General features: G+C 64.2%; 17 protein-coding genes and 2 riboswitches. Of the genes, 6 read left to right on the forward strand and 11 right to left on the reverse strand.

What is annotated here, in order from left to right:
• Window positions 1–56 precede the first annotated feature (56 nt).
• The 9 genes from KW843_RS11380 to KW843_RS11420 form a co-directional block, all read right to left on the reverse strand.
• The gene (locus KW843_RS11380) at window positions 57–1,721 is read right to left on the reverse strand and encodes a methyl-accepting chemotaxis protein (protein WP_218295212.1); all 1,665 of its coding nucleotides are present in this window, start codon (window positions 1,719–1,721) and stop codon (window positions 57–59) included.
• Between the two features lie 101 nt (window positions 1,722–1,822).
• Window positions 1,823–5,485 (reverse strand): hydantoinase B/oxoprolinase family protein, encoded by a 3,663-nt coding sequence (locus KW843_RS11385; protein WP_218295213.1) that lies wholly within the window; start codon window positions 5,483–5,485, stop codon window positions 1,823–1,825.
• Window positions 5,486–5,503: 18 nt separating this feature from the next.
• Window positions 5,504–6,466 carry a TRAP transporter substrate-binding protein gene (locus KW843_RS11390; protein ID WP_218295214.1) on the reverse strand — a complete coding sequence of 321 codons (963 nt, stop codon included), beginning with the start codon at window positions 6,464–6,466 and terminating at the stop codon, window positions 5,504–5,506.
• A gap of 82 nt (window positions 6,467–6,548) precedes the next feature.
• Window positions 6,549–7,859, reverse strand: coding sequence for a TRAP transporter large permease (locus KW843_RS11395; protein WP_218295215.1), 1,311 nt, complete (start codon window positions 7,857–7,859; stop codon window positions 6,549–6,551).
• 11 nt (window positions 7,860–7,870) lie between these two features.
• Complete coding sequence (locus KW843_RS11400; protein ID WP_218295339.1) at window positions 7,871–8,419, reverse strand: TRAP transporter small permease subunit; 549 nt, start codon at window positions 8,417–8,419, stop codon at window positions 7,871–7,873.
• 67 nt (window positions 8,420–8,486) lie between these two features.
• Entirely contained in the window at window positions 8,487–9,455 is a 969-nt protein-coding gene (locus KW843_RS11405; protein ID WP_218295216.1) for a TRAP transporter substrate-binding protein, read from the reverse strand.
• A 15-nt stretch (window positions 9,456–9,470) separates the two neighbouring features.
• The gene (locus tag KW843_RS11410) at window positions 9,471–10,271 is read right to left on the reverse strand and encodes a putative hydro-lyase (protein WP_255594713.1); all 801 of its coding nucleotides are present in this window, start codon (window positions 10,269–10,271) and stop codon (window positions 9,471–9,473) included.
• 335 nt (window positions 10,272–10,606) lie between these two features.
• On the reverse strand, window positions 10,607–11,545 hold the full coding sequence (locus KW843_RS11415) for a LysR family transcriptional regulator (RefSeq protein ID WP_255590818.1): 939 nt from the start codon (window positions 11,543–11,545) through the stop codon (window positions 10,607–10,609).
• Window positions 11,546–11,836: 291 nt separating this feature from the next.
• The gene (locus KW843_RS11420) at window positions 11,837–12,295 is read right to left on the reverse strand and encodes an Lrp/AsnC family transcriptional regulator (protein ID WP_218295218.1); all 459 of its coding nucleotides are present in this window, start codon (window positions 12,293–12,295) and stop codon (window positions 11,837–11,839) included.
• Between the two features lie 448 nt (window positions 12,296–12,743).
• Between KW843_RS11420 and KW843_RS11425 the strand changes: the two genes are divergently transcribed.
• The 6 genes from KW843_RS11425 (at window position 12,744) to gcvP (ending at window position 20,611) form a co-directional block, all read left to right on the forward strand.
• On the forward strand, window positions 12,744–13,718 hold the full coding sequence (locus KW843_RS11425; RefSeq protein ID WP_218295219.1) for a TRAP transporter substrate-binding protein: 975 nt from the start codon (window positions 12,744–12,746) through the stop codon (window positions 13,716–13,718).
• Window positions 13,719–13,923: 205 nt separating this feature from the next.
• Complete coding sequence (locus KW843_RS11430) at window positions 13,924–14,436, forward strand: TRAP transporter small permease (RefSeq protein WP_218295220.1); 513 nt, start codon at window positions 13,924–13,926, stop codon at window positions 14,434–14,436.
• A complete protein-coding gene (locus KW843_RS11435; protein ID WP_218295221.1) occupies window positions 14,433–15,728 on the forward strand; it encodes a TRAP transporter large permease in 1,296 nt (431 codons plus the stop codon). The genes KW843_RS11430 and KW843_RS11435 overlap by 4 nt, the downstream gene beginning before the upstream one ends.
• Window positions 15,729–15,758: 30 nt before the next feature.
• Window positions 15,759–15,857: riboswitch (glycine riboswitch) on the forward strand.
• Between the two features lie 13 nt (window positions 15,858–15,870).
• Window positions 15,871–15,992, forward strand: a riboswitch (glycine riboswitch).
• 10 nt (window positions 15,993–16,002) lie between these two features.
• Entirely contained in the window at window positions 16,003–17,172 is a 1,170-nt protein-coding gene (gene gcvT / locus KW843_RS11440) for a glycine cleavage system aminomethyltransferase GcvT (RefSeq protein ID WP_218295222.1), read from the forward strand.
• Between the two features lie 84 nt (window positions 17,173–17,256).
• The gene (gcvH, locus tag KW843_RS11445; RefSeq protein ID WP_218295223.1) at window positions 17,257–17,631 is read left to right on the forward strand and encodes a glycine cleavage system protein GcvH; all 375 of its coding nucleotides are present in this window, start codon (window positions 17,257–17,259) and stop codon (window positions 17,629–17,631) included.
• Window positions 17,632–17,701: 70 nt separating this feature from the next.
• The gene (gene gcvP / locus KW843_RS11450) at window positions 17,702–20,611 is read left to right on the forward strand and encodes an aminomethyl-transferring glycine dehydrogenase (RefSeq protein WP_218295224.1); all 2,910 of its coding nucleotides are present in this window, start codon (window positions 17,702–17,704) and stop codon (window positions 20,609–20,611) included.
• 919 nt (window positions 20,612–21,530) lie between these two features.
• On the opposite strand, the gene KW843_RS11455 is transcribed toward gcvP, so the two are convergent.
• Window positions 21,531–23,249, reverse strand: a complete 1,719-nt coding sequence (locus KW843_RS11455) for a hypothetical protein (RefSeq protein WP_218295225.1) — start codon at window positions 23,247–23,249, stop codon at window positions 21,531–21,533.
• A gap of 23 nt (window positions 23,250–23,272) precedes the next feature.
• Window positions 23,273–24,325 (reverse strand): class II aldolase/adducin family protein, encoded by a 1,053-nt coding sequence (locus tag KW843_RS11460; RefSeq protein ID WP_255594715.1) that lies wholly within the window; start codon window positions 24,323–24,325, stop codon window positions 23,273–23,275.
• Between the last annotated feature and the right edge of the window lies 1 nt (window position 24,326).

The following is a 24,326-nucleotide window of genomic DNA, read 5'->3' on the forward strand; positions in this document are numbered from 1 at the left end:
CGCCTTGCGCTTGATGGGCCTGCGCTGCAGGCCTTTTTTTATTGGATTTTCCAAACTCAAACCGCTGCACGAACGAGCTGGAACTGCCCCATGGCCTGCGCCAGCCGGTGCGCCTGGTCCTGGAGGCTCTGCGCGGCCGCCGCGCCCTCTTCCACCAGCGCGGCGTTCTGCTGCGTCATGTGGTCGAGCTGGTCCACCGCCTGGCTCACCTGGCCGATCTGCGTGCTCTGTTCGGTGCTGGCCTCGTTGATCTCGGACATCAGCGCAGTCACGCGCTCCACGCTGCGGACGATGTCGTCCATGGTGGAGCCCGCGGTCACCACCAGCCTCGCGCCGTCGCTCACCTTGTCCACGCTGTCGGCGATCAGCGCCTTGATCTCGCGCGCCGCGTTGGCGCTGCGCCCGGCCAGGCCCCGCACCTCGCTGGCCACCACGGCGAATCCGCGGCCCTGCTCACCGGCACGGGCCGCCTCCACCGCCGCGTTCAACGCCAGGATGTTGGTCTGGAACGCGATGCCGTCGATGATGCCCACGATGTCGGCGATCTTCTGGCTGCTGGCATTGATCTCTTCCATCGTCGTGACCACCTGGCCGACCACCTCGCCACCTTTGCTGGCCACCCCCTTGGCATTGCGCGCCAGCGCATGGGCCTGACCGGTGCTGTCGGCATTGGCCGCCACCATCTGCGCCAGCTGGGCAATGCTCGCCGCCGTCTGCTGCAGGCTGCTGGCCGCATGCTCGGTGCGCGCGCTCAGGTCGGTGTTGCCCGCCGCCACCTCGGAGCTGGCCACGTGGATGGAATCGCCCGCATCGCGCACCTCGGTCACCACATAGTGCAAGGACTCGACCATGGCGTTGAGCGCGGTGAGCAACTGCCCGATCTCGTCCGTGCGGCGGGTCTCCAGGTGCACCGTGAGATCGCCGTTCGCCACCTGCGCGGCGGCCTCGCACGCCTGGCGCAGCGGCAGCACGATGGAGCGCCGCAGCAGCCACCCGAACAACCCCGACAGGCCCACCACCACCAGCACGGCGATGGCGCTGATCCATTGCGCGCGCAATGCGTCGGCGACCATGGTGTCGGCCGCCGCCAGCGATGACTGCTCCGACGCATCGAGCAACAGGTCGATCGCCTGCAGGTAGCGCGTGAGCGCTGCGGCATGGTCCTGCAGCTCCTTCTGGCTGATCACCTTGGACTCCAGGGCGTTCTGCACCAGCGTGTCGCGCAGTGCCGCGTACTGCTGGCGCTGCGCCTGGGCCGCCGCCCACAGGGGCTTGGTGTGCTCGGCGGTGGAAGCACCGGCCAGCGCCGCCTCGATGCGCCCGCGCATGGCGTCTTCATCCGCCAGCTGCTTGCGCAGCTCGGCCACCAGGGGGAAAACGTCGGACGACACCGTGGCGCGCAGCGCGATCTGGCCGATGGTGACGGACTGCGTCTTCCAGTCGCGCACCGAGCGCTCGATGGGCAGCTGCTCACCCGCAAGCAGAGCGGCCTGGCGGCGGGTGCCCTCGCCTGTCATCCAGGTCATCGCACCCAGCAGGGCCACCGCGCAGCCCAGCAGGCCAAAGCTGGTGGCGAGCTTCTGGCCCACGCTCAGGTTGCGCCGCCGGGGGGGCGCCGCGGTGCCGCCGCCGTCGGCGGTGCGCGCCGACGCCTGGGCCCGTGGCGAAGCCCTTGCCTGGGCGGGCAATGCCGACGCGGTGGTGGCAGGCAGATAGCTCATGAAAATCCCTTCCCTGGTTCAACATGCGCCCCACGGGGGCGGCTGGCGTGCAGGAACGCAAGCGCCGTGCCTGCCCCTGGCCGCGGCGTTCCTGCCCCGGCTCAATGCGCCGCACATTCCCCATAGCCGCCGCCGCCGGGCGTGGAGATCTCGAACACATCGCCCGGCTCCATGAGCGCGGCGCCGATGTGGCCCAGTTCCTCAACCTGGCCATTGGCGCGCAGCACCCGGTTGGACCCGGCACGGCCCGGCTGGCCGCCTGCCATGCCAAAGGCGGGATTGAGCCGGCCGTTGGACAGGATGCTGGCGGTCATGGCCTGCAGAAAGCGCACGCGCCGCACGCCGCCATCGCCGCCGGCCCAGCGCCCGGCGCCGCCGGACCCGCGCTGGATCTCGTAGCTGTCGAGTACCACCGGGAAGCGGAACTCCAGCACCTCGGGGTCGGTCAGGCGCGAGTTGGTCATGTGGGTCTGGACCACGCTGGTGCCGTCGAACCCGCGCACCGTGCGGCCCGAGGCATCGAACACCGCGCCCGCGCCGCTGCCGCCGGCGATGGTTTCGTAGTACTGGTACTGCGCGTTGCCAAAGGTGAAGTTGTTCATGGTGGGCTGGCTGCCCGCCATCACGCCCAAGGCGCCGAACAGCGCATTGGTGATGCAGGTGGACGTCTCCACATTGCCCGCCACCACCGAGGCCGGCGGGTTGGGGTTGAGCATGGAGCCCTGCGGGATGAGGACCTGCAAGGGCTTCAAGCACCCGGCGTTGAGCGGAATGTCGTCGTCCACCAGCGTGCGGAACACGTACAGCACCGCGGCCATGCACACCGCACGCGGCGCGTTGAAGTTGTTGGTCTGCTGCGCGCTGGTGCCCGCGAAGTCGATCACCGCGCTGCGCTCGGCCACGTTGACCTTGACCGATACGCTGATCTGCGCGCCGTTGTCGAGCGGCAGGGTGAACTGCCCGTCCTTGAGCTGCGTGATCACGCGGCGCACCGATTCTTCGGCGTTGTCCTGCACATGGCGCATGTAGGCCTGCACGACGGGAAGGCCGAACTGCTCCACCATCTTCGCGAGCTCCTGCACGCCCTTTTCGTTGGCCGCGATCTGCGCGCGCAGGTCGGCCAGGTTCTGCTCTGGGTTGCGGCTCGGGTACGCCGTGGTGCCGCCGCCCGTGGCCAGCAGGGTGCGCACCTCCTCTTCCAGGAAGATGCCGCGGTCCACCAGCTTCACGTTGTTGATCTGCACGCCCTCTTCGTCGATGCGCGTGGAAAACGGCGGCATGGAGCCCGGCGTGGTGCCGCCGATGTCCGCATGGTGGCCCCGGCTGCCGACGTAGAACGTGGGCTCCGCGCCTTCGGCCACGTACACCGGCGTGATCACCGTCACATCGGGCAGATGGGTGCCGCCATGGTAGGGGTCGTTGAGCATGAACACATCGCCGGGGTGCATCTTGCCGGTGTTCTCGCGGATCACGGTCTTGATGCTCTCGCCCATCGAACCCAGGTGCACCGGCATGTGCGGCGCGTTGGCGATCAGGTTGCCGGTGGCATCGAACAGCGCGCAGCTGAAGTCCAGCCGCTCCTTGATGTTCACCGAGTACGCGGTGTTCTGCAGCTGCAGGCCCATCTGCTCGGCGATGTTCATGAACAGGTTGTTGAACACCTCCAGCAGCACCGGGTCCACCGTGGTGCCGGCGGCGTACTGCACCTTGCGCGCGGTCACGCGGTCCAGCACCAGGTGGTCCAGGTCGGTCAGGCGCGCCGACCAGCCCGGCTCCACCACGGTGGTGGTGTTCTTCTCGGCAATGATCGCGGGGCCGGGGACCACGTCGCCGGGGCGCAGGTCCTCGCGCACCACCAGGGCTGCGTCGTGCCACTCGCTGCCCGAATACATCTTCACCGTTTCGCGCAGCGGGTGCTTGCGGTGGGCGTGCACCGGCAGGCGCGGCTCTGCGGGCGCATCGCCGGCGATCACCGCCTCGACCGACACGGCCTCCACCACCAGGCCCTTGCCCACCATCAGGAAGGCAAAGCGCTGGCGGTACGCCGCTTCGAAGGCGGACTGGATGGCCGCCATGTCGCCAAAGGGCACGACCAGCGCGGAGTCGGTGCCTTCGTAGCGCACATGCACGTTGTGGCGCACCTGCACCGGGTTGGCACTGACCTGCTGGCGCTCCAGCTCGGCCTGGGCGGCAGAGCCCAGCGTGTCCAGGCGCTCGGCGATCAGAGGCAGCACCTCGGCGGCCAGTGGCATCTCCACCGCCTGCTCGCGGATCACGTTCTGGTCCGCCAGGCCCATGCCGTAGGCACTGAGCACGCCCGCCAGCGGGTGCACGAACACCCGCGTCATGCCCAGGGCATCGGCCACCAAACAAGCATGCTGGCCGCCCGCGCCGCCAAAGCATTGCAGCGTGTAGCGCGTGACGTCGTAGCCGCGCGCCACGCTGATCTTCTTGATCGCGTTGGCCATCTGCTGCACGGCGATCTGGATGAAGCCTTCGGCCACTTCCTCGGGCTTGCGCCGGGTCTGCGTGGCGATGTCCTGAAAACGTTCGCGCACCGCGTCGGCGTCCAGCGTCTCATTGGCGGCCGGGCCGAACACGCTGGGGAAGTAGCGTGGCTGCACCTTGCCGACCATCACGTTCGCGTCCGTCACGGCCAGCGGGCCACCCCGGCGGTAGCTGACGGGGCCGGGGTTGGCACCCGCGCTCTCCGGGCCCACGCGGAACCGCGAGCCGTCGTACGCCAGCACCGAGCCGCCGCCGGCCGCCACCGTGTGGATGCTCATCATGGGCGCGCGCATGCGTACACCCGCCACATGAGTCTCGAACTCGCGCTCGAACGCACCGGCGTAGTGGCTCACGTCGGTGGACGTGCCGCCCATGTCGAAGCCGATGACCTTCTCGTGCCCCGCCAGGCCCGCCGTGCGCGCCATGCCCACGATGCCGCCCGCCGGGCCGGACAGGATCGCGTCCTTGCCCTGGAAGGTGCCCGCATCGGTCAGGCCGCCCGACGACTGCATGAAGAACAGCTTGACCCCTGGCATCTCGCTGGCCACCTGGTCCACGTAGCGGCGCAGGATGGGCGAGAGGTATGCATCCACCACCGTGGTGTCGCCCCGGCTCACGAACTTCATCATGGGGCTGGTTTCATGCGATGTGCTGATCTGCGTGAACCCCACCGACAGGGCGATGCGCTGCGCCGCCTTTTCGTGCTGCGCGTAGCGGTAGCCGTGCATGAACACGATGGCCACGCTGCGCAGGCCGCGCCCATAGGCGGCCAGCAGGTCGCCCCGGAGCGTGGCTTCATCCAGCAGCTGCAGCACGTCCCCCCGGGCGCCCATGCGCTCGCGGGCCTCGATCACGTCGCTGTACAGCAGCTCGGGCAGCTGGATGTGGCGGTCGAAGAGGCGTGGGCGGTTCTGGTACGCGATGCGCAGCGCGTCGCGAAAGCCGCGCGTGGTGACCAGCAGCGTGGGCTCGCCCTTGCGCTCCAGCAGCGCGTTGGTGGCCACCGTGGTGCCCATCTTCACGCACTCCACTTGCGCTGACGTGACCGGCTCGCCGGGTTTCAGCCCCAGCAGGTGCCGTATGCCCGCCACCGCCGCGTCCTTGTACTGCTCGGGGTTTTCGGACAGCAGCTTGTGGGTGGTGAGCGACCCATCGGGCCGCCTGGCCACGATGTCGGTGAAAGTGCCGCCCCGGTCGATCCAGAACTGCCAGCGGTTGCCAGCCGGTGCGGTGGTCACTGTAGAGGGAACTTGCATGGTGATGAGACTCACTGGTTAACGTTGAAAGTAGTACGGAATGAAAATCTTGTTGGCCTCATTGCCGACGGACTGCACCCACTCGCGGGAGAAGCGTTCTCCCAGGCGCCGGAGTTCGGAGTCCAGCTCGGCAGGGGCGCGGTCCACCTTGATGCCCCTGCGCTGAAGTTCGGCCACCGACTCTTCGGCCACCGCCGCGCTCAGGGCCCAGCCGCGCGCCTCGGCCTGCGCGGCGGCCTGGACCACCGCCTCGCGCACGCTGGCGGGCAGCGCATCGAAGGCCTGCTGGTTGACAAAAACGATGTTCTTGGGAAACCAGGCGTTGATGCCGTAGTACTGCCGGATCTGGCCCCAGACCTGGTTTTCCACCCCGGTCAGGGCCGAGGTGATCATGGAGTCGAGCTTGCCCGCCGACAGCGCCTTGTTGACGTCGACCATGGGCACATCCACCGGCGTGGCGCCCAGCATTTGCGCGATGCGCACCGTGGCGGGGTTGTACGTGCGCATGCGGGTGCCCTTGAAATCGGCCGATGAGCGCACGGGTGCAACGCTCAGGAGCCCCTGCGGCGGCCAGGGCACGGCGTACAGCGCCTTGATGCCCTTGGCCGCAAGGTGCGTGTCGATCAGAGGCCGCTGCAGGTCCCACAGGCGGCGCGCATCGGCATAGCTGTGCACCACGAAGGGCACGGCATCGGCCCCGGCGATGGGCATGTCTGCCACCAGGCTGGTCATGATGGTCTCGCCCGCCTGGGCCTTGCCGCCCTGCACTGCGGCCGGAATGTCCGCCAGCCTGGCCAGCGTGTTGTTGGCGTGCACCTCGATGCGCAGGGCGCCTGAGGATGCGCGCTCCACATCCTGCGCAAACTGGACGATGTTGCGCGTGTGGAACGACTCCACCCGGTAGCCGGTGGCCAGCTTCCACTGTGTCTGGGCGTGCAGCGCCGGGGCCACGGCGAGCGCGGCCAGCAAGACCATCTTCATGGCAAGCTCCTGTTGGGGGATGAGGGGCCGGCGCGGGGGCCGGCAGACACAGGGGAAAACGGGCCGACGCAGGCCGCGGTTGCTACTTCGGCTGGCCCATCACGAGGTCAGGGACGATGGTGACGATCTGCGGGAAGACCGTGATCAGGCCGATGCACACCACCAGGCACAGGAAGAACGGTATGGCCGCCTTGGCGATCAGGTTGCTGTCCTTGCCGGTCATGTTCTGCAGCACGAAGAGATTGAACCCGACGGGCGGCGTGACCTCGGCGATCTCGACCAGCAGGATCACGAAGATGCCGAACCAGATGAGATCGAACCCGGCCTTCTCGACCATGGGCATCACGACCGCAGCGGTCAGCACGATCATGCTGATGCCGTCGAGCGCGGTGCCCAGCACCAGGTACACGCCCACCAGGCAGGCGATCAGCGCGTAGGGCGACAGGTGCATCGAATCGACCCATTCGGCCAGCTCGCGCGGTATGCCGGTAAAGGCCATGGTCTTGGTGAGGAACGCGGCGCCCGCCAGGATGAACATGATCATGCAGCTGGTGCGCGCCGAGCCCGCCAGGCCTTCCTTGAAGTTCTGCCAGGTCAGCGCCCTGCACCATGCGGCCAGTGCCAGGGCACCCACCACACCGTAGGCCGCGCACTCGGTGGCCGTCGCCCAGCCGGCCACCAGGGACCAGCAGATGAACACGATCAGCAGCGCACAGGGAATCAGGTTGCGCGACAGATACAGCTTTTCGCGGAAGGTGGTGGGCGGCTCGTCGGCAGGCATGAGCTGCTTGTTGCGCACGGACCACCAGGCGATGTAGCCCGAGAACAGCAGCATCAGCAGCAAGCCGGGCAAGAAGCCCGCCAGGAAGATGCGGATGATGGAGGCATCGGCCGCCACGGCGTACACCACCATGGTGATGGACGGCGGAATCAGGATACCGAGCGTGCCTGCCGTGGCCAGCGAACCGATCGCGATGCTCTCGTTGTAACCGCGCTTCTTGAGCGCAGGCAGCGAGACCTTGGCGATGGTGGCGCAGGTGGCCGCCGACGAACCCGACACCGAGCCGAAGATGCCGCAGCCCAGGATGGTGGTGTGGAACAGCCGGCCGGGCACACGGCTCAGCCAGGGGGCGAGGCCGCTGAACATGTCCTCGCTCAGCCGGGTGCGAAACAGGATCTCCCCCATCCAGATGAACAGGGGAAGCGCCGCCAGCTCCCAGCTCGCGTTGCTCTCCCAGAAGGCCGAAAAGAGGTTCAGCCCGGGCTGGCTGCTGGTGAAGAAGGCCTGGCCGACCCAGCCGCAGATGGCCAGCGTCATGGCGATCCAGACACCGCCGGACAGCATGAGCAGCATGAGCAGCAACAGGAAGGCGCCGATGGAAAGAATGTCCATGGGGATGCTCCTTAAAGATCCGAAGAAAAGTCGCCCTTGGCGTGGCGCTCTTCCACCAGCCGCACAAAGGTAGGCACGCCGCCCTGCACCACGATCCACCACTCATCGACCACGGCGACGAGAAAGAGCACGGAGCCCAGCGCAAAGCTCATCTGCGGGATCCAGATGGGAATCGCCCACAGGCCCTGGGCCAGTTCCTTGAACTGCCAGCTTTCGTAGGTGAAGACACAGGCCCACCAGGTGAGGTAGCCGATGGCCACGGCCGCGACGGTCAGGCAGGCCACCTCGTACTTGCGGCGCGTGGCGGGAGACAGCTTCTCCAGCACCAGCGTCACGCGCACGAAATCGCCGTGCTTGAAGGCATGGGCCATGGTCAGGAAGGCCGCTGCGGCACACAGCCAGGCCACCACGTCGTTGATGGCGCCGGTCGGAAAGCCGAACTGGCGCCCGAGCGACTGGACCACCATCAGCACGCAGATGACGGCGATGCAGGCAGCCCCGACGGCGCCGGCGGCCAGGTACGCGCCGTCCAGCGCGCGCCGCAGCACGTGCGGCGGCATGGCCAGGGCCGGGGGCGCATCGCCCGCAATGGCCGATGTAGGAGGCATGAGGGACATGGCGGCCTGCTCACTTCTTGCCGTTGTAGGCATCGATGACAGCCTTGCCGTCATCGCCCGCGGTCTTGATCCAGTCGGCCGTCATGCGCTCACCCACGGTCTTGAGCTCCTTCTTGAGGTTCTCGGCGCTCACGTCCACCTGCATGCCCTTGGCGGCCAGTTCCTTGAGGTACTCCTGGTCCTTTTGCTCGCTCAGCGCCCAGCCGCGCTGCTCGGCAATCGCGGCCTGCGCCAGCACCGCGTCCTGCGTGGCCTTGTCCAGGCTGTCGAAGGCCTTCTGGTTCACCACCACGGCATTGCGCGGCAGCCAGGCCGCCACGCCGTAGAAGTACTTCACGCTTTCGTAGAGCTTGCTGTCCACGCCGCTGGCGCTGGAGGTGAGAAAGTTGTCCACGGTGCCCGTGGCCAGCGCCGCCGACAGCTCGGCCAGCTGGATCGTCACCGGCTGCGCGCCGATGAGGTTGGCGATGGCCGACGTGGCCGGGTTGTAGGCCCGCATCTTGGTGCCCTTGAGGTCCTTGAGGGCCGTGACAGGCTTCACCGAATACAGGCTCTGCGCCGGCCATGGCACGGTGTAGAGCAGCTTCATGCCCTGTGCCCCCAGCGTCTTGACCAGCAGCGGGCGCGAGGACTGGTCCAGGCGCTTGGAGTCCGCATAGCTCGTGGCAAGGAACGGAATGGAGTCCACACCGTAGACCGCCGCCTCGTTGGCAGCGCCGGAAAGGATGAACTCGCCGATCGCCACCTGCCCGGACTGCACGGTGCGCTTGATTTCATTGGCCTTGAACAGCGATGCGTTGGGGTGCACCGTGATCTTGAGCTTGCCGCCGCTGGCCTTGCCTACGTCCTGCACGAACTGCTGCAGGTTCTGCACCTGGAAGGTGTTGACGGCATAGCCCGAGGGCAGGTCCCACCTGGTCTCGGCATGGGCCAGGCATGCGGCGGCCGCGGCGCACAGGCCGAACATCATTTTCTTCATGGGGAAACTCCTTGGTTAAAAGCTGGCGAGGTGGTGATTGAGAAGGTCGGTGACCAACATGCACCCTGGGGAATGGGTGATGCAGAACGCGGGCTGGGCGTTCAGGATGGCGGACTGTGGCGTGACGCCGCAGGCCCAGAAGACAGGGATCTCGCCGGGCATCAGCGGCACGGCGTCGCCGTAGTCGGGTTCTGCGATGTCCGCAATGCCGATGAGCGCAGGGTCGCCGATGTGCACCGGCGCGCCATGCACGTTGGGAAAGCGCGATGTGACCTGCACCGCACGGATCACGTCGGCCGCAGGCATGGGCCGCATGGAGACCACCATGGCGCCCCCGAAGGGCCCTGCCGGCTGCGTGGCAATGTTCGTGCGGTACATCGCCACGTTCTTGCCTTCGTTGATGTGGCGCAGGCTGATGCCGGCCTCCTGCAGCGCGGACTCGAACGAGAACGAGCAGCCGAGGATGAAGGTCACGAGGTCGGGGCGCCACAGGTCGGCGATGTCTGGCACCTCCTGCGTGAGCTCGCCGTGGCGCCAGACGCGGTACTGCGGCACATCGCTGCGGATGTCGATGCCGCCCCCGAGCGTGGGCAGCGCGAACTGGCCGGGCTCGCTCACCGCCAGCACCGGGCAGGGCTTGGGGTTGCGCTGGCAAAAGCGCAGGAAGTCGCCCGCTTGCACTTCAGGCAGGATCACCAGGTTGCCCTGCACCCGGCCATGGGCCAGGCCGCTGGTGTGTGATGCCCAGCCGCCTCGCCGGATCACGCTGCGCACATGGACGGGGTCGTCGATGCCCTCGGACCCAAAAACCGCCAGCGCTTTTTCTTGAACTGAATCCACCGTGTTTCCTTGTCGTGGGAAATGCCATTTGTCTGGCGTTGGGCGGATTGTGTTGGGGGGCGGCAGGCGCTGGCAAATTCAAAAAATTTTGCTCAGGTCATCGATTTTTTCGATGCACTTCATTGGGGCAAGGGGAACCAAGTTGGTGCCAAGGGATTACCCTGATATCCGCTTCAGGGTTAACCCCAGGGTGTTGTGGAGCGCCCGCCACGGGGACGGTTGCGATGGCGACACCGAGGCACTGCGGCATCCGCAGATGCATGGCCCTGGGCCGTGGAGTGGCACGCCTGTGCTCGGGTGCCCTGTGCCTCTCAGGACCGCGGGGCGCTGCTTCTTTTGCGGGGAGTGCGGGTGGGCCCCTTGGGCCCCGGCTGGATGTTCTCGATGAAGTCGATCGAGGAGCGAACGATGGCTTCCATCGCGGGCGAGGAAGGATCCTCGCGGTAGCTCACGTGGATGGGCAGGGGCTTGAGCACGGTGTCGCACGCCAGGGCGCGCAGGTCTGGAAACGCCAGCATGCGTTCCACCGCCAGGCGCGGCAGCGTGGCCACGCCGAAGCCGCCCTGCACCAGCTGCACCATCGCCGAAATGGACGACACCGTGTGCACGCGGCGCGGCTCCACCTGCGCATTGCGAAAGGTGTCGAGCAGGTACACGTGCGGCTGCGAGCCGCGCTGGAAGGTGAGGATGTCCGTGTCGGCAAAATCATCGAGCACATAGCGGCGCTTGCGGTGGATATTGCCGTTGCCCACGAACACCATCTCCATGGGCGTCACCGCCTGGCTGCGCATGCCGTCGGCCGATGCAGGCAGCGCCGCGAACACGACGTCGAGCGAGCCCCGCCGGATCTGATCGAGCAGCACGGGCGTGGACTCGACCGTGAGCTCGAGCTCCAGCAAGGGGTTGTCCTTGCGCAGCTGCTCCACCCATGGAATGAGCCAGGAGTGCAGCACCGATTCGATGGCGCCCAGCCGGATCGACACCTCCAGCGGCCCGCCCGATCCCATCTCGGTCTTGAGCTGGCGCTGCAGCTCCAGCATGCGCTTGGCGTAGGTCAGAAACCGTGTGCCGGCCACGGTGAGCTTGAAGTGCTTGTCGCGCCGGTCCAGCAGCAACACACCCAGCTCCTCCTCCAGCGCGGCGATGCGGCTGGACATGGCCGACTGCGTGAGAAACAGCTTTTCCGCGGCGCGCGTGACACTTTTGAGGGAGGCCACCCAGTAGAAGGCTTCGACGAAACGCAGGTTCATGGCGAGGGGTCCCAGGGCATCACTGACGAATGGCTGACGGGGCGCGCGCACCGCCGTGGTGCGCAGGAGCGCGCCAGGCTGGGTGGCGTCATGCCGTCCGGTGCAAAAACGGCGCCATTCTGCAACGGCCGACTCCACAACACTTTTTGCCGGCAGGAAAAAAGAGGCCACGACGCAACGCCTGCTGACCCAGGGCATGGCGCGCCGCCAGCGCAGTGCATGGACGACACGGATCAGGACCATCGATGTCCGAACCCCTCCCTCTGCACTGCAGCGCCACGCTGAGGCGAATCAGCCCGCAAACAGTGGCAGGTCTGCCTTCTTGAGCGTGCGCAGCACGAAGCTCGAGCGGCTGTGGCGTATGCCCTTGATCTTGTAGAGCTTCTCGCGCAGCAGGCGCTCGTAGTCGCGCGTGTCCTTGACCACGATGCGCAGCAGATAGTCATAGTCACCGGAGACCAGATGCGCCTCGATCACCTCGGGAATGCTGGCCAGCGTTTCGCCAAACTTTTCAAGCGTGTTGTCCGAATGGCTGTCCAGCGTGACCTGCACGAGCACCATGTCCGCCAGGTCCAGCGACTGCGGGTTGATGCGCACGGTGTAGCCCTGGATGACACCGGCCTCCTCCATCTTCTTGATGCGGCCCCAGCACGGCGAAGCGCTCAGGCCCACCGCCTGGCCGATCTCCTGCAGGCTGGCACGGGCGTTCCCCTGAAGCACAGCGAGAATTTTTCTGTCAAGGCGGTCCATGGCCACAATTATTCATGAATATCACCATATGCAGCAAATTTTTCTGCAAATTTGAAAATTCAAGCGAAAGATGGAAAGAACTGCTGCGCCTTGCAGCGCATACTTTGGACATCAAGGCGCTCTTACCGGAGCGCACAAACTGACAGGGCCCCGGACTGGTTACCGCCAGACCGGGGCGCTTGACAAGCAAGCACCTACCTTCGCGGCCGCCCGGCTGCCCCCTTCCCCCTCCCCCTTGCCTGGCCCAGGCCAGCAGCCTGCCTTTGTCGCCTCGGCGACGATTGCCTCCTTCCTGCGCGTTAATAAGCACGCTTACCAGCACAAACCCCGATGCCCCGGGCCATGCTGCAGCGCCATAATTTTCAGGACCGCCAACCCATGCTGCCAGCACCCTTTCCGCTGGTGCGTGCAAGGGGGCGCGGCAAGAAACATACTCACAGGAGACACCATGCAATTGACTTCCCTCGCTGCGGGCCTGGGCCTTGCGCTCGGCTTGATGGCCACCGCCAGCGCGCAGACCACCACGCTCAAGATCGGCTACGCCACGGCGCCCGATTCGCACTACGGCGTGGGGTCCAAGGTCTTCTGCGACGAAGTCGAGAAGGGCACGCAGGGGCGCTACAAGTGCCAGTACTTCCCCAACTCCGCGCTGGGCGGCGAGCGCGAGCAGATCGAGGCCATCCAGCTCGGTACGCAGGACCTGGTGAACACCTCCACCGGCCCCGTGGGCAATTTCGTGCCCGAAGTGAAGATCGTGGACATCCCCTTCCTGTTCCGCGACTACGACCATGCGCGCAAGGTGATGGACGGCCCCATCGGCCAGGACATCCTGACCAAGTTCCCGAGCAAGGGCATCATCGCGCTGGCCTGGACGGAGAACGGTTTCCGCCACATGACCAACAGCAAGCGCGACATCGTCAAGCCCGAGGACGCCAAGGGCCTGAAGATGCGCACCATGGAGAACAAGGTGCACATGGACGGCTACCGCACCTTCGGCATCCTGCCCACGCCCATGGCCTTCCCCGAGCTGTTCGGCGCCATGCAGCAGGGCACGGTGGACGGCCAGGAGAACCCCATCCCCGTGATCCTGTCGGCCAAGTTCTCGCAGGTGCAAAAGCACCTGTCGCTCACCGGCCACGTGTACTCGCCGGCGCTGCTGCTGCTCTCGCCCAAGGTCTGGAACAAGCTCAATGACGCGGACAAGAAGGTCTTTACCGATGCCGCCAAGAGCGCCTCGGTGGCCCAGCGCAAGAAGGTCAACGACGACGAGAACAACGGCATCGCCCTGCTGGAGCAGCAAGGCATGAAGGTCACCAAGACGGTGGACGGCGCGGCCTTCCGCGAAGCCCTCAAGCCCGCCTATGTGGGCTACGCCAAGGAGTTCGGCGCCGACAACATCAAGAAGATCCAGGACGTTCGTTAACTCTTTTGAGCGACTCACACAGCCCTCCTGGCGTCGTTGTTGCGTCTTGCCGTACTGGTTGTACTGTCTGCGACGCAACGCCTAGCCAGGACCGCTTCGCTGGGCTGTGTGAGCCGCTCTTGACCCGCGCCCCGCATCGCCCGGCCCACACAAGGCGCCGGGCGCTTTTGCTTTGACCCTGCACGCCCTTGTCCAAGACCGTCCCGTGAAAACCTTCGAACGCTATTTTCTGGCCGCCAACCGCTGGGCATTGATCCTGCTGCTGGCGGCCATGTCCATCATCATCTTCACCAACGTGGTGATGCGCTACGTCACCCACAACTCGCTCGAATGGGCCGAGGAGGTGTCGCGCCACATGATGATCTGGCTGACCTTCCTGGGCGCCGGCCCCGTGCTGCGCTATGGCGGCCACATCGCGGTGGAGAACCTGCAGGATGCCCTGCCCCGCGCGGGCGCCATCGCCCTGCGTGCCGTGGTCGCGGCCTTGCTGTTCGCCTTCTTCGGCTTCATGGTCTGGTACGGCTGGCTGTACATGCAGCGCACCATGTTCCAGATGACGGCCGTGACGCAGATCCCGTTCGCCTACATCTACAGCGCCATGCTGATCGGCGGCGTGCTGCTGATCGTGCACTTTTTGTTCATCGTGCGCGGCTACGTGCTCGACCGCAACTTTGCGGCCGATGAACACTTCGATGCGAATGCGAGTGCCTCCCTATGAGCGCGTCCATCATCCTCATCGTTTCGGCCTGCCTGTTCCTGGCCATGGGCGTGCCCGTGGCGTTTGCGCTGGGCCTGGCCACCGCGGCCACGCTGATCCTGGCCGAGAGCTACCCGCTGATGGTGCTGCTCAAGGAGACCTTCACCGGCATCGACAGCTTTCCGTTGATGGCCGTGCCCTTCTTCATCCTCGCGGCCGAGCTCATGAGCGGCGGCTCGCTGACCGAGGTGCTGCTGAGGTTTGCCGGGCAGTTCGTGGGCCACAAGCGCGGCGGGCTGGGCTACACCAACGTGGTCTCGCTGACCTTCTTCTCGGGCATCTCGGGCTCGGCGCTGGCCGATGCGGCGGGGCCGGGGTCGATGCTGATCCGCATGATGGACAAGGCCGGCTACGACCGTTCGTACGCGGCGGCTCTCACGGCCTCGACGGCCATCGTCGGGCCCATCATCCCGCCGTCCATCATCATGATCATCTATGCGCTGCAGGATGAAACGGTGTCGGTGGGTGCGCTGTTCGTGGCCGGCCTGCTGCCGGGCCTGCTGATCGCGGTGGCCATGTGCGTCGTGAACTTCCACGTCTCCAAGAAGCGCAACTACAAGGGCGACGGCCGGATGCCGCCGCTGGCCGAGATCCTGCAGACCACCTGGAAGGCGCTGCCCGCCATTTTGCTGCCGGTGGTGATCCTGGGCGGCATGCGCGCCGGCTGGTTCACGCCCACCGAGGCCTCGGTGGTGGCGGTGTTCTATGCGCTGGTGTGCGGCAAGTTCGTCTACCGCACGCTGCAGTGGAAGGCGCTGCCCGACATCCTGGCACGCTCGGCCCTGCTGTCGGCCTCGGTGCTGATCATCATCGGGCTGTCGGCCGCGTTCGCGTGGATCCTGACCATCGAGGGCATTCCGCAGCAGATGGCCGACTGGCTGGTGGGCATGAACCTCTCGCCGTGGATGTTCCTCATCATCGTGAACATCTTCCTGCTGCTGTTCGGCATCTTCATCGAGCCGCTGCCGGGCGTGATGGTGCTGGCGCCCATCCTCGCGCCCGTGGCCGTGAAGCTGGGAATCGACCCCATCCACTTCGCGATGGTGGTGATCTACAACCTCACGCTGGGCATGATCACGCCGCCCGTGGGCGGGCTGCTGTTCGTCACCTGCAACGTCTCGCGCGTACCGATGTCGCAGCTGGTGCGCGAGCTGGTGCCCTTCCTGTGGGCGCATGGCGTGGTGCTGGTGGTGCTGACCTTCATCCCGCAGCTGTCGACCTGGCTGCCGAAGGTGCTCGGGTTCATCAAATAGCGTCTGCGCGGCTTCTTCCAGCGGATATACTGGCGGCCGTCAGGAGAGAGCCCCTTCCCATCAACGAAAGGGGCCGCCGAAGGCGCAGGCAGCAGCCGAACGCTCAGGCAAAAGGACTGGCAACCGCCCGCAGTGATGCGGGCGTTCCCTTGCTGGAGAGAGATGGACCGTGCAGCACGGCACCCATCCACCGAAGGAGCAAGCCGCGCGGCCAGCCAGGGCGCTGCGGTGAATCTCTCAGGTAAAGCGGACAGCAGGGCAAATCCCGCGACCCATGGGGCCGCGGCCACCATTTGCCCCGGAGTCCGCCTTGACCACCCCTACCGCCCCGCTGCTGACCACCCCCCTCAACGCCCTGCACACCGAGCTGGGCGCCCGCATGGTGCCGTTTGCGGGTTACTCCATGCCCGTGCAGTACCCTGCCGGCCTGATGGCCGAGCACCTGCACACGCGCAACGCGGCGGGTTTGTTCGACGTCTCGCACATGGGCCAGCTCAAGCTTGTCGGCCCCGGCGCCGCTGCCGCGTTCGAAACCCTGATGCCCGTCGACGTGATCGACCTGCCCGTGGGCAAGCAGCGCTACGGCCTGCTGCTCACCGACGAAGGCACGGTCATCGACGACCTGATGTTCTTCAACCAGGGCAATGACACCCTGTTCGTCATCGTCAACGGCGCCTGCAAGGTAGGCGACATCGCGCACATCCAGGCACGCATCGGCCAGCGCTGCGACGTCATCCCCATGCCCGACCACGCCCTGCTGGCGCTGCAAGGCCCGCAGGCAGTCACCGCCCTGGCGCGCCTGGCACCCGGCGTCGAAAAGCTGGTATTCATGACGGGTGGCGACTTTTCCATTGCGGGCTGCGACTGCTTCGTGACCCGCAGCGGCTACACCGGGGAGGACGGCTTCGAGATCTCGGTGCCCGCGTCCCAGGCCGAAACCCTGGCGCGCGCGCTGCTGGCCGAGCCCGAGGTCAAGCCCATCGGGCTGGGCGCCCGCAACTCGCTGCGCCTGGAAGCCGGCCTGTGCCTGTACGGCAACGACATCGACACCACGACCACCCCGCCCGAGGCGGCGCTGAACTGGGCCATCCAGAAGGTGCGCCGCACCGGCGGCGCGCGCGCGGGCGGCTTCCCCGGTGCCGACAAGGTGCTGTCGCAGATCGACAACCCCGCCAGCCTGCAACGCAAGCGCGTGGGCCTGGTCGCGCTGGAACGCGTGCCCGTGCGCGAGCACACCGAACTGCAAGGCCCCGACGGGCAGAAGATCGGCGAAGTGACCAGCGGCCTGCTGGGTCCCACCGTGGACAAGCCGGTGGCCATGGGCTACGTGGCGCCAGCCTTTGCCGCCGTCGGCACGCGCGTCAACGCCATCGTGCGCGGCAAGGCCGTGCCCATGGAGGTGGTGTCCATGCCGTTCACGCCTGCGCGCTACCACCGCGGCTGACCCTCTGCAACCGCCCCAGCCCGGCTAAAGTGGCGGCTGGCATCGGCACTTTTTCTGTTTACCCCTTTTTTTGGAGCTTCCCCCATGACCATCAAGTATTCCAAGGACCACGAGTGGATCGACATCTCCGACCACGAAGCCGCCACCGTGGGCATCACGCTGCATGCCCAGGACGCCCTGGGCGACGTGGTCTTCGTGGACCTCCCCGAGGTCGGCACGACCTTCACCCAGGGTGACGTGGCCGGCGTGGTCGAGTCCGTGAAGGCCGCGGCCGACGTGTACATGCCTGTCACCGGCGAAGTCGTCGAAGTGAACGAAGCACTGCGCGCCGACCCCTCGCTGGCCAACAGCGATCCCATGGGTGCCGGCTGGTTCTTCAAGGTCCATGTGACGGACATGCTGCAGTTCGATGCGCTCATGGACGAACCCGCCTACGCCGAGTTCGCCAAGAACGCCTGACCCTCCGATGCCCCGCGGCCCGGCGCCTCCCGGCCGGGCCAATGTGTTTCCTTGCACTGTGCCGCCGCCGATGACCTCCCAAGCCCCCCTGCCCACCCTCGCCGCACTCGAGAACACCACCGAGTTCCTGCCCCGCCATATCGGCATCGACGCAGCCGACGAAGCCCACATGCTGTCCGTGATCGGCGAAGCCTCGCGCAGCGCGCTCATCGAGAGCATCGTGCCGCGCTCCATCGCGCGCAGCCGCGCGATGTCGCTGCCCCGGCCCGCCACGGAAGCCGCTGCGCTGGCCGAACTCAAGGCAATGGCGTCCAAGAACAAGGTTCTGCGGAGCTTCATCGGCCAGGGCTACTACGACACGCACACGCCGGGCGTCATCCTGCGCAACATTCTCGAAAACCCCGCCTGGTACACCGCCTACACGCCCTACCAGGCCGAGATCTCGCAGGGCCGCATGGAGGCGCTGGTCAACTTCCAGACCATGGTGTGCGACCTGACCGGCATGCCGATCGCCAACGCGTCCATGCTGGATGAAGCCACGGCCGCCGCCGAGGCCATGACCCTGGCCAGGCGCTCGGTCAAGAGCAAGAGCAATGTGTTCGTGGTGGCCGGCGACGCGCACCCGCAGACCATCGAAGTCATCCAGACCCGCGCCAGGCCCCTGGGCCTGGAAGTGCGCCTGGCCAACTCCGCCGAGGAATGGAACGACCTGCTGGCCGGCGACTACTTCGCCGTGCTGGCCCAGTACCCCGCCACCAGCGGCCGCATCGACGACCTGCGCGCCGATGTGGACAAGGCGCATGCCAAGCAAGCCGCCTTCATCGTGGCCGCCGACCTGCTGGCCCTGACGCTCATCACGCCCCCGGGGGAATACGGCGCCGACATCGTGGTCGGCACCACCCAGCGCTTTGGCATGCCCATGGGCGCGGGCGGCCCGCACGCCGCCTACATGGCCTGCCGCGACGAGTTCAAGCGCAGCCTGCCCGGCCGCCTGGTGGGCGTGAGCGTGGACGTGCACGGCCAGCCCGCCTACCGCTTGGCGCTGCAGACGCGCGAGCAGCACATCCGCCGCGAAAAGGCCACGTCCAATATCTGCACTGCGCAGGTGCTGCCTGCCGTGATCGCCAGCATGTACGCCGTGTACCACGGCCCGGACGGCCTGAAACGCATCGCGCAGCGCGTGGCCAGCTACACGGCCATCCTGGCCAGGGGACTCACGCAGCTGGGCGCCCCTGTGCGCCCCCAGGGCTGCTTCGACACGCTCACGCTCAAAACCGACGGCGCTACCAAATCAATAGCTGCTCGCGCAGTGCAGATGGGCGCCAACCTGCGAATCTACTTCGAAAACTACCTCTGCATCTCGCTCGACGAGACAACCACGCGCGCCGATGTCGAACTGCTGTGGAAGATCTTCGCCCAGGACGGCCAAGTCCTGCCCACCTTCGAGGCGTTCGAGCACGGCGTGGAGCCGCTGATTCCCGCCGGGCTGCGCCGCGCCAGCAGCTACCTCACGCACCCGGTGTTCAACACCCACCACTCCGAAACCGGCATGCTGCGCTACATCCGCCAGCTATCCGACAAGGACCTCGCGCTCGACCGCAGCATGATCCCGCTGGGCAGCTGCACCATGAAACTCAACGCCACGAGCGAGATGATCCCCATCACCTGGCCCGAATTCGCCGGCGTGCACCCGTTTGCCCCCGCCGACCAGCTCCAGGGCTACCGCGAACTGGATGAACAGCTGCGTGCCTGGCTGTGCGAAGCGACCGGCTACGCGGGCATCAGCCTGCAACCCAACGCCGGCTCGCAGGGCGAATATGCCGGCCTGCTGGCCATCAAGGCCTACCACGAGGCCCAGGGCGAGGGCCACCGCAACATCTGCCTGATCCCCAGCAGCGCGCACGGCACCAACCCCGCCAGTGCCCAGATGGTGGGCATGCAGGTGGTGGTGACGGCCTGCGACGCCAATGGCAACGTGGACCTGGCGGACCTGAAGGCCAAGTGCGAGCTGCACAGCGCGCACATTGCCTGCGTGATGATCACCTACCCCAGCACGCACGGCGTGTTCGAGACCCAGGTGAAGGAGCTGTGTGCCCTGGTGCACAGCCACGGCGGGCGCGTCTACGTGGACGGCGCCAACATGAACGCCCTGGTGGGCGTGGCCGCCCCCGGCGAGTTCGGCGGCGACGTGAGCCACCTGAACCTGCACAAGACCTTCTGCATTCCCCATGGCGGCGGCGGCCCCGGCGTGGGCCCCGTGTGCGTGGTGGAAGACCTCGTGCCCTACCTGCCCGGCCAGCCCGGCCGTGGCGACCAGCCCCTGGAGCCGAGCGCCGGCAAGGTCGGCCCCGTCAGCGCCGCCCCGCTGGGCAACGCCGCGGTGCTGCCCATCAGCTGGATGTACTGCCGCATGATGGGTGCCGAGGGCCTGCAGGCCGCGACCGAGACAGCCATCCTCAGCGCCAACTACATCAGCGCGCGCCTGAAGGACCACTACCCCACGCTCTACGCCTCGGCCAACGGCCATGTGGCGCACGAGTGCATCCTGGACCTGCGCGGCCTCAAGGACACCAGCGGCGTGATGGCCGAGGACGTGGCCAAGCGCCTGATCGACTACGGCTTCCATGCGCCCACGCTGTCCTTCCCCGTGCCCAACACGCTGATGGTGGAGCCCACCGAAAGCGAAACGCTGTTCGAGATCGACCGCTTCATCGACGCGATGATCGCCATCCGCGAGGAAATCCGGCAAATCGAAAATGGCGCGCTGCCGCAGGACGACAACCCGCTCAAGAACGCGCCGCACACGGCGCAAAGCCTGCTGGGCGCGCAGTGGACCCGCCCCTACGCCCGCGAGACCGCCGCCTATCCCGTGGCCGCCCTGCGCAGCAGCAAGTACTGGTCGCCCGTGGGGCGCGTGGACAACGTGTGGGGCGACCGCAACCTGGCGTGCAGCTGCATCCCGGTGTCCGACTACGCCTGACCGCGTGCGGTGCCTTGAGCGCCGCGACCAGCACTCGCAGCGCTTGCGGACCTGCCGCGCCGGAACCGCGCATCCGGCATTTGCCCGACTTGGCTGCGGGGGGCGACACGCGCCGCCGTACCAGCTCAGCGCAAGTACTTCGCTGCAGTACGAAGTATTGGCGAAATAGCAAGGTCGTAGTGCTGGGTGACCACCGATGATGGTGCCTCTGCCTCCTTGGGAGGGGGCAGCATTGGTCCAACCTCGAATATTCAAAAGCGGCAGGGGTCATCGGCAGCGACTGCGGAGCTGAGACCAGTGGTACAACTAGTGACTAGTGGAGGGATCGGTGTGTACCGCTTTCTTCCAGCGCGAGAGTCAGTTCCCGCAAAAATAAGCTGCCAACTAACGGCTCCCCCTCCGTCGTGGACAGCCCATCTCGCCATCCATGCGCACCGGGTTGCCAAAGGTCGCAGCCTACCAAACACAGCAGCCGGCACATTCACACCGTGAAGCCGATCACCGCGTAGTTCTACCTCAAGTGGCAGCGATCCGTGCGGTGATACGCCATAGCGCGGCCAACGACTGGCACTATTGCTGCGTGCGCTTGCAACGCTTGCTGTGTACCGGCAGGCAGATAGCGACGAAAGCAACGGCTAGCGAGGTGACGAGCACGCACAGAATCGGCCCGAAGCGGATGCGCAGAAGCCGCGCGGTGCGGCCAAGATCAGTCACAGGAAAAACAATGCCTCCCCCTTGAGGGATGGAGGCGCAAGCGCCCTCTCCATCTTTATGGCTTAGGGGCTACGTGATGGCGCTTCGCCAATTCAAAGCACGGCTCGGTTCGCCCAGTGGTTAATGGGAAAGCGAAAGACCTCACCGACAGAAATTCCTTGCGCAAATAAAAAAACCATCCAGAGATGGGTGTTTCGCAAATTAACTAATTTCCCATCCAGGCAACACCTGGGAAATCGCCGGAGTCTCTCACACCGCGTGCGACATCAAGAGGTAAATTAAATTCTATATTAACCCGTTGAATTTCGTTACCGGCAACTACACGCCTTCCAATCAACATAATCAATCCGCCCTCCTTATCAACCTCGCGGGAGCCCGAAAAATATTCGACATCTCCACTTTTCAGCTGCACGCGCATTTTCACCTCTACCAAGTGCATTCCTGCCGTCGTCGGTTTAACGAGCACAGCTGCCGAAACCACATTTTTATCTAGCAAAACTGCGGGCGGCTCGCTTTGAAAAATGCGGTTCTCCTTGACCCGAAGGTGCCCATCTTCCCACGCTGGTGGCGGATTCAGAGAAGTACAGCCTCTTTGGTAAATCCAATTCGCATTTTTCCACCACGGGTTTATCGGAACACAAAGCGGCGTAGTCCCATCCTCAATCGCAGGCGCCAGCACTTGCCACTGAGAATTACCTATGGTGGGAGAGAGAGGTTCTTTACTCGTACGAATCGAAAATGCGAACCAACCCACTGAAACGAACCAGATCAAAAATAAAATCGCCACCAACTTCTTCGAGAGACGCAGATCCCAATGCATCTCAAGCATGCGACCGAGATGACAAAACACCCCACACATCAACAAAATCGATCCAAAAAAACCAACAATGGTATGCCTATAAATCGGAATACCCAACAGCTTCACCGCATTGACGGTCCATGAATCACTCAATGCAAAAGCGTTCAACAGGAAGTTAAAAAACGAAAGGCACAACCCAACCAAAATCAATGCATTGGCAGTAGATTTTCTCAAAACAATCAAATATAAACTGAGCGATAGAATAATCAATCCCACAAGCATGAAGATGGATTTTTTAAGCACCAAAATTGGGCCTACCGCGAAAATCCCCAAAAAGCCTAAAAAATACTTAATGGCAGCGAGTATTTTCACCCCCAAAACTACCTCGTTCTCCCTAAACGGCATGACACCTGACTGAGAGCTGATGATCATTTGCACGCATTGGATCAATCCCATCAAAAGGGCGGCGAATGCGATCATGCGAAACCTAGATCGACTGACAATCGCCACGATAACCATTGCGGGCAAAGCGGCGAGAAGCGCAGGTTTAGACAACATAAAGATGGGCGCGAACCAAGCCCACCACGGACTCTCATCCGCCACATCTACCAATGCAAGCGCAGTGACAATTGCCACAAAAAAAGCAGCAAAATAACTAAAATTTATAAAGGTCTTTGTTTCAAAATCTGCAACTGCCAATACCGAAAATGCGACAAAAAAACGCAGCAAGTCACTGCTTGCCAATTTCCTAAAAGGCGCCAAACAAAATACGCCAACCAACATGGCCGAAAGCAAAACCGATGACCAAGTATAGAAATATGGAATCCAGGCGGCGGAAATCCTAAATTGATTTCCCAAAAAAGCAAGCAGCCGCTGAGGAAAGGGAATGTACCCGGCATCCGTTGAAAACAGCTTATGCAAAACTGATGGTGAATCGGCGTGAGCATAGTAGTTGGTAGCCATCTCGGCCCACATTTCACCGCCCAGCATCCAGTTAGGCTGCATCACCAATTGGCCCATCAAGTAGAGCAAAACTAAGGCAGAAAACAACCACCCGGGGCGCCGATCAGGACTCAGATCGGCGCGTGACGGTAATGCACTGACAGCGAACAACTCATCACGCATTTGGCGAAGTCGCTCCACGTTTTTCATACCGGACGAGAGCTCACATTTGTCGCACTTTTTGCCAGAGTCACCCTATATTTCTCAGCATCCCAGTTCAACAACTCCGCAATTTGGTCGCCTGTCAGAACATTCAATTTACATTCGGGTTGCTGCCGCACCAAGACATCGAAGTAACACCGAAGTTGGGCCTTTTTTGCTTGTGTAAACGACGACTTGGCAAAAACTCCTTTTTCATTAATAAAAACAATTTCAGGAGAAGAATCGCTATGGCAATTTTCGTTTTGAAAAGTCTCACCCGATGCGTAGACGTGGGCAACAGGTCCAAGAAAAACGACATGATCTGGATACAAGGCCCAGTCGGATTGCAGTCTACGAAAAAGCCTGTCATCCAGCGCCAATTGCTGAATCCCTATGTCATCGACGGGCATATAAGAAGATACAGCACTAGCCGCAGAAAATGGCAGAAATTCAGCATCCTTCATAATTCGCTCACACCTAAGGCACGTCAGTAGGTTAGAAAGCAAATCATCGATTTCCGCGATGCTCTCTCCTCCCAACACTACGCCATGATTTGCCAGGAATATTACATTCACGTCCGGGCGGCCCCTCAAAACCTTTGCCGTCGCACGCGCAAGACACTCTCCCGGCTTCAGATACTCTATCGCCGCAAAATCAACAACTCTCCTCAAGAGGGCCTGTAAATCATCAAGATAATTTTTTCGAACCAAGTGCGCCAAGGCTTCTACGGCATGCAGATGCAAGACAATTCGATGCGGCATTAATGCATGCAGCATGGTCTCAATAGAAGGCCTTAGTGTGAAATCTCCTACAACTCTGGGTGTTTCAGAAAAACAATCCCGCGCAATGGCCGCATTCAGCCCGCTCAAGTCAACCGGAACAAAGATATTTTCCTTTTCAGCATTTGACAGCCAAGTTCCAGAAGCTTTAATCCAAAGCGTATCGCCTTCCTTCCAAGAAGCGTTCCCTCCAGCTCCTTGAACCAGCAGCGGGTCCGTGCCAATCTTTGCGCAGTAACTCCGGACATCATGTTCCATTGCAGTTCTAGAGCCAATCATT

This window comes from Acidovorax sp. sif1233, from assembly GCF_019218755.1.
GTDB lineage: Bacteria > Pseudomonadota > Gammaproteobacteria > Burkholderiales > Burkholderiaceae_C > Acidovorax.

Bases quoted from the DNA above. Each gene is read 5' to 3' on its own strand.
- KW843_RS11380 (WP_218295212.1), bottom strand. From the start codon at position 1,721: ATGAGCTATCTGCCTGCCACCACCGCGTCGGCATTGCCCGCCCAGGCA.
- KW843_RS11385 (WP_218295213.1), bottom strand. From the start codon at position 5,485: ATGCAAGTTCCCTCTACAGTGACCACCGCACCGGCTGGCAACCGCTGG.
- KW843_RS11390 (WP_218295214.1), bottom strand. From the start codon at position 6,466: ATGAAGATGGTCTTGCTGGCCGCGCTCGCCGTGGCCCCGGCGCTGCAC.
- KW843_RS11395 (WP_218295215.1), bottom strand. From the start codon at position 7,859: ATGGACATTCTTTCCATCGGCGCCTTCCTGTTGCTGCTCATGCTGCTC.
- KW843_RS11400 (WP_218295339.1), bottom strand. From the start codon at position 8,419: ATGCCGCCGCACGTGCTGCGGCGCGCGCTGGACGGCGCGTACCTGGCC.
- KW843_RS11405 (WP_218295216.1), bottom strand. From the start codon at position 9,455: ATGAAGAAAATGATGTTCGGCCTGTGCGCCGCGGCCGCCGCATGCCTG.
- KW843_RS11415 (WP_255590818.1), bottom strand. From the start codon at position 11,545: ATGAACCTGCGTTTCGTCGAAGCCTTCTACTGGGTGGCCTCCCTCAAA.
- KW843_RS11420 (WP_218295218.1), bottom strand. From the start codon at position 12,295: ATGGACCGCCTTGACAGAAAAATTCTCGCTGTGCTTCAGGGGAACGCC.
- KW843_RS11425 (WP_218295219.1), top strand. From the start codon at position 12,744: ATGCAATTGACTTCCCTCGCTGCGGGCCTGGGCCTTGCGCTCGGCTTG.
- KW843_RS11435 (WP_218295221.1), top strand. From the start codon at position 14,433: ATGAGCGCGTCCATCATCCTCATCGTTTCGGCCTGCCTGTTCCTGGCC.
- gcvT (WP_218295222.1), top strand. From the start codon at position 16,003: ATGGGGCCGCGGCCACCATTTGCCCCGGAGTCCGCCTTGACCACCCCT.
- gcvH (WP_218295223.1), top strand. From the start codon at position 17,257: ATGACCATCAAGTATTCCAAGGACCACGAGTGGATCGACATCTCCGAC.
- gcvP (WP_218295224.1), top strand. From the start codon at position 17,702: ATGACCTCCCAAGCCCCCCTGCCCACCCTCGCCGCACTCGAGAACACC.
- KW843_RS11455 (WP_218295225.1), bottom strand. From the start codon at position 23,249: ATGCGTGATGAGTTGTTCGCTGTCAGTGCATTACCGTCACGCGCCGAT.
- KW843_RS11460 (WP_255594715.1), bottom strand. From the start codon at position 24,325: ATGATTGGCTCTAGAACTGCAATGGAACATGATGTCCGGAGTTACTGC.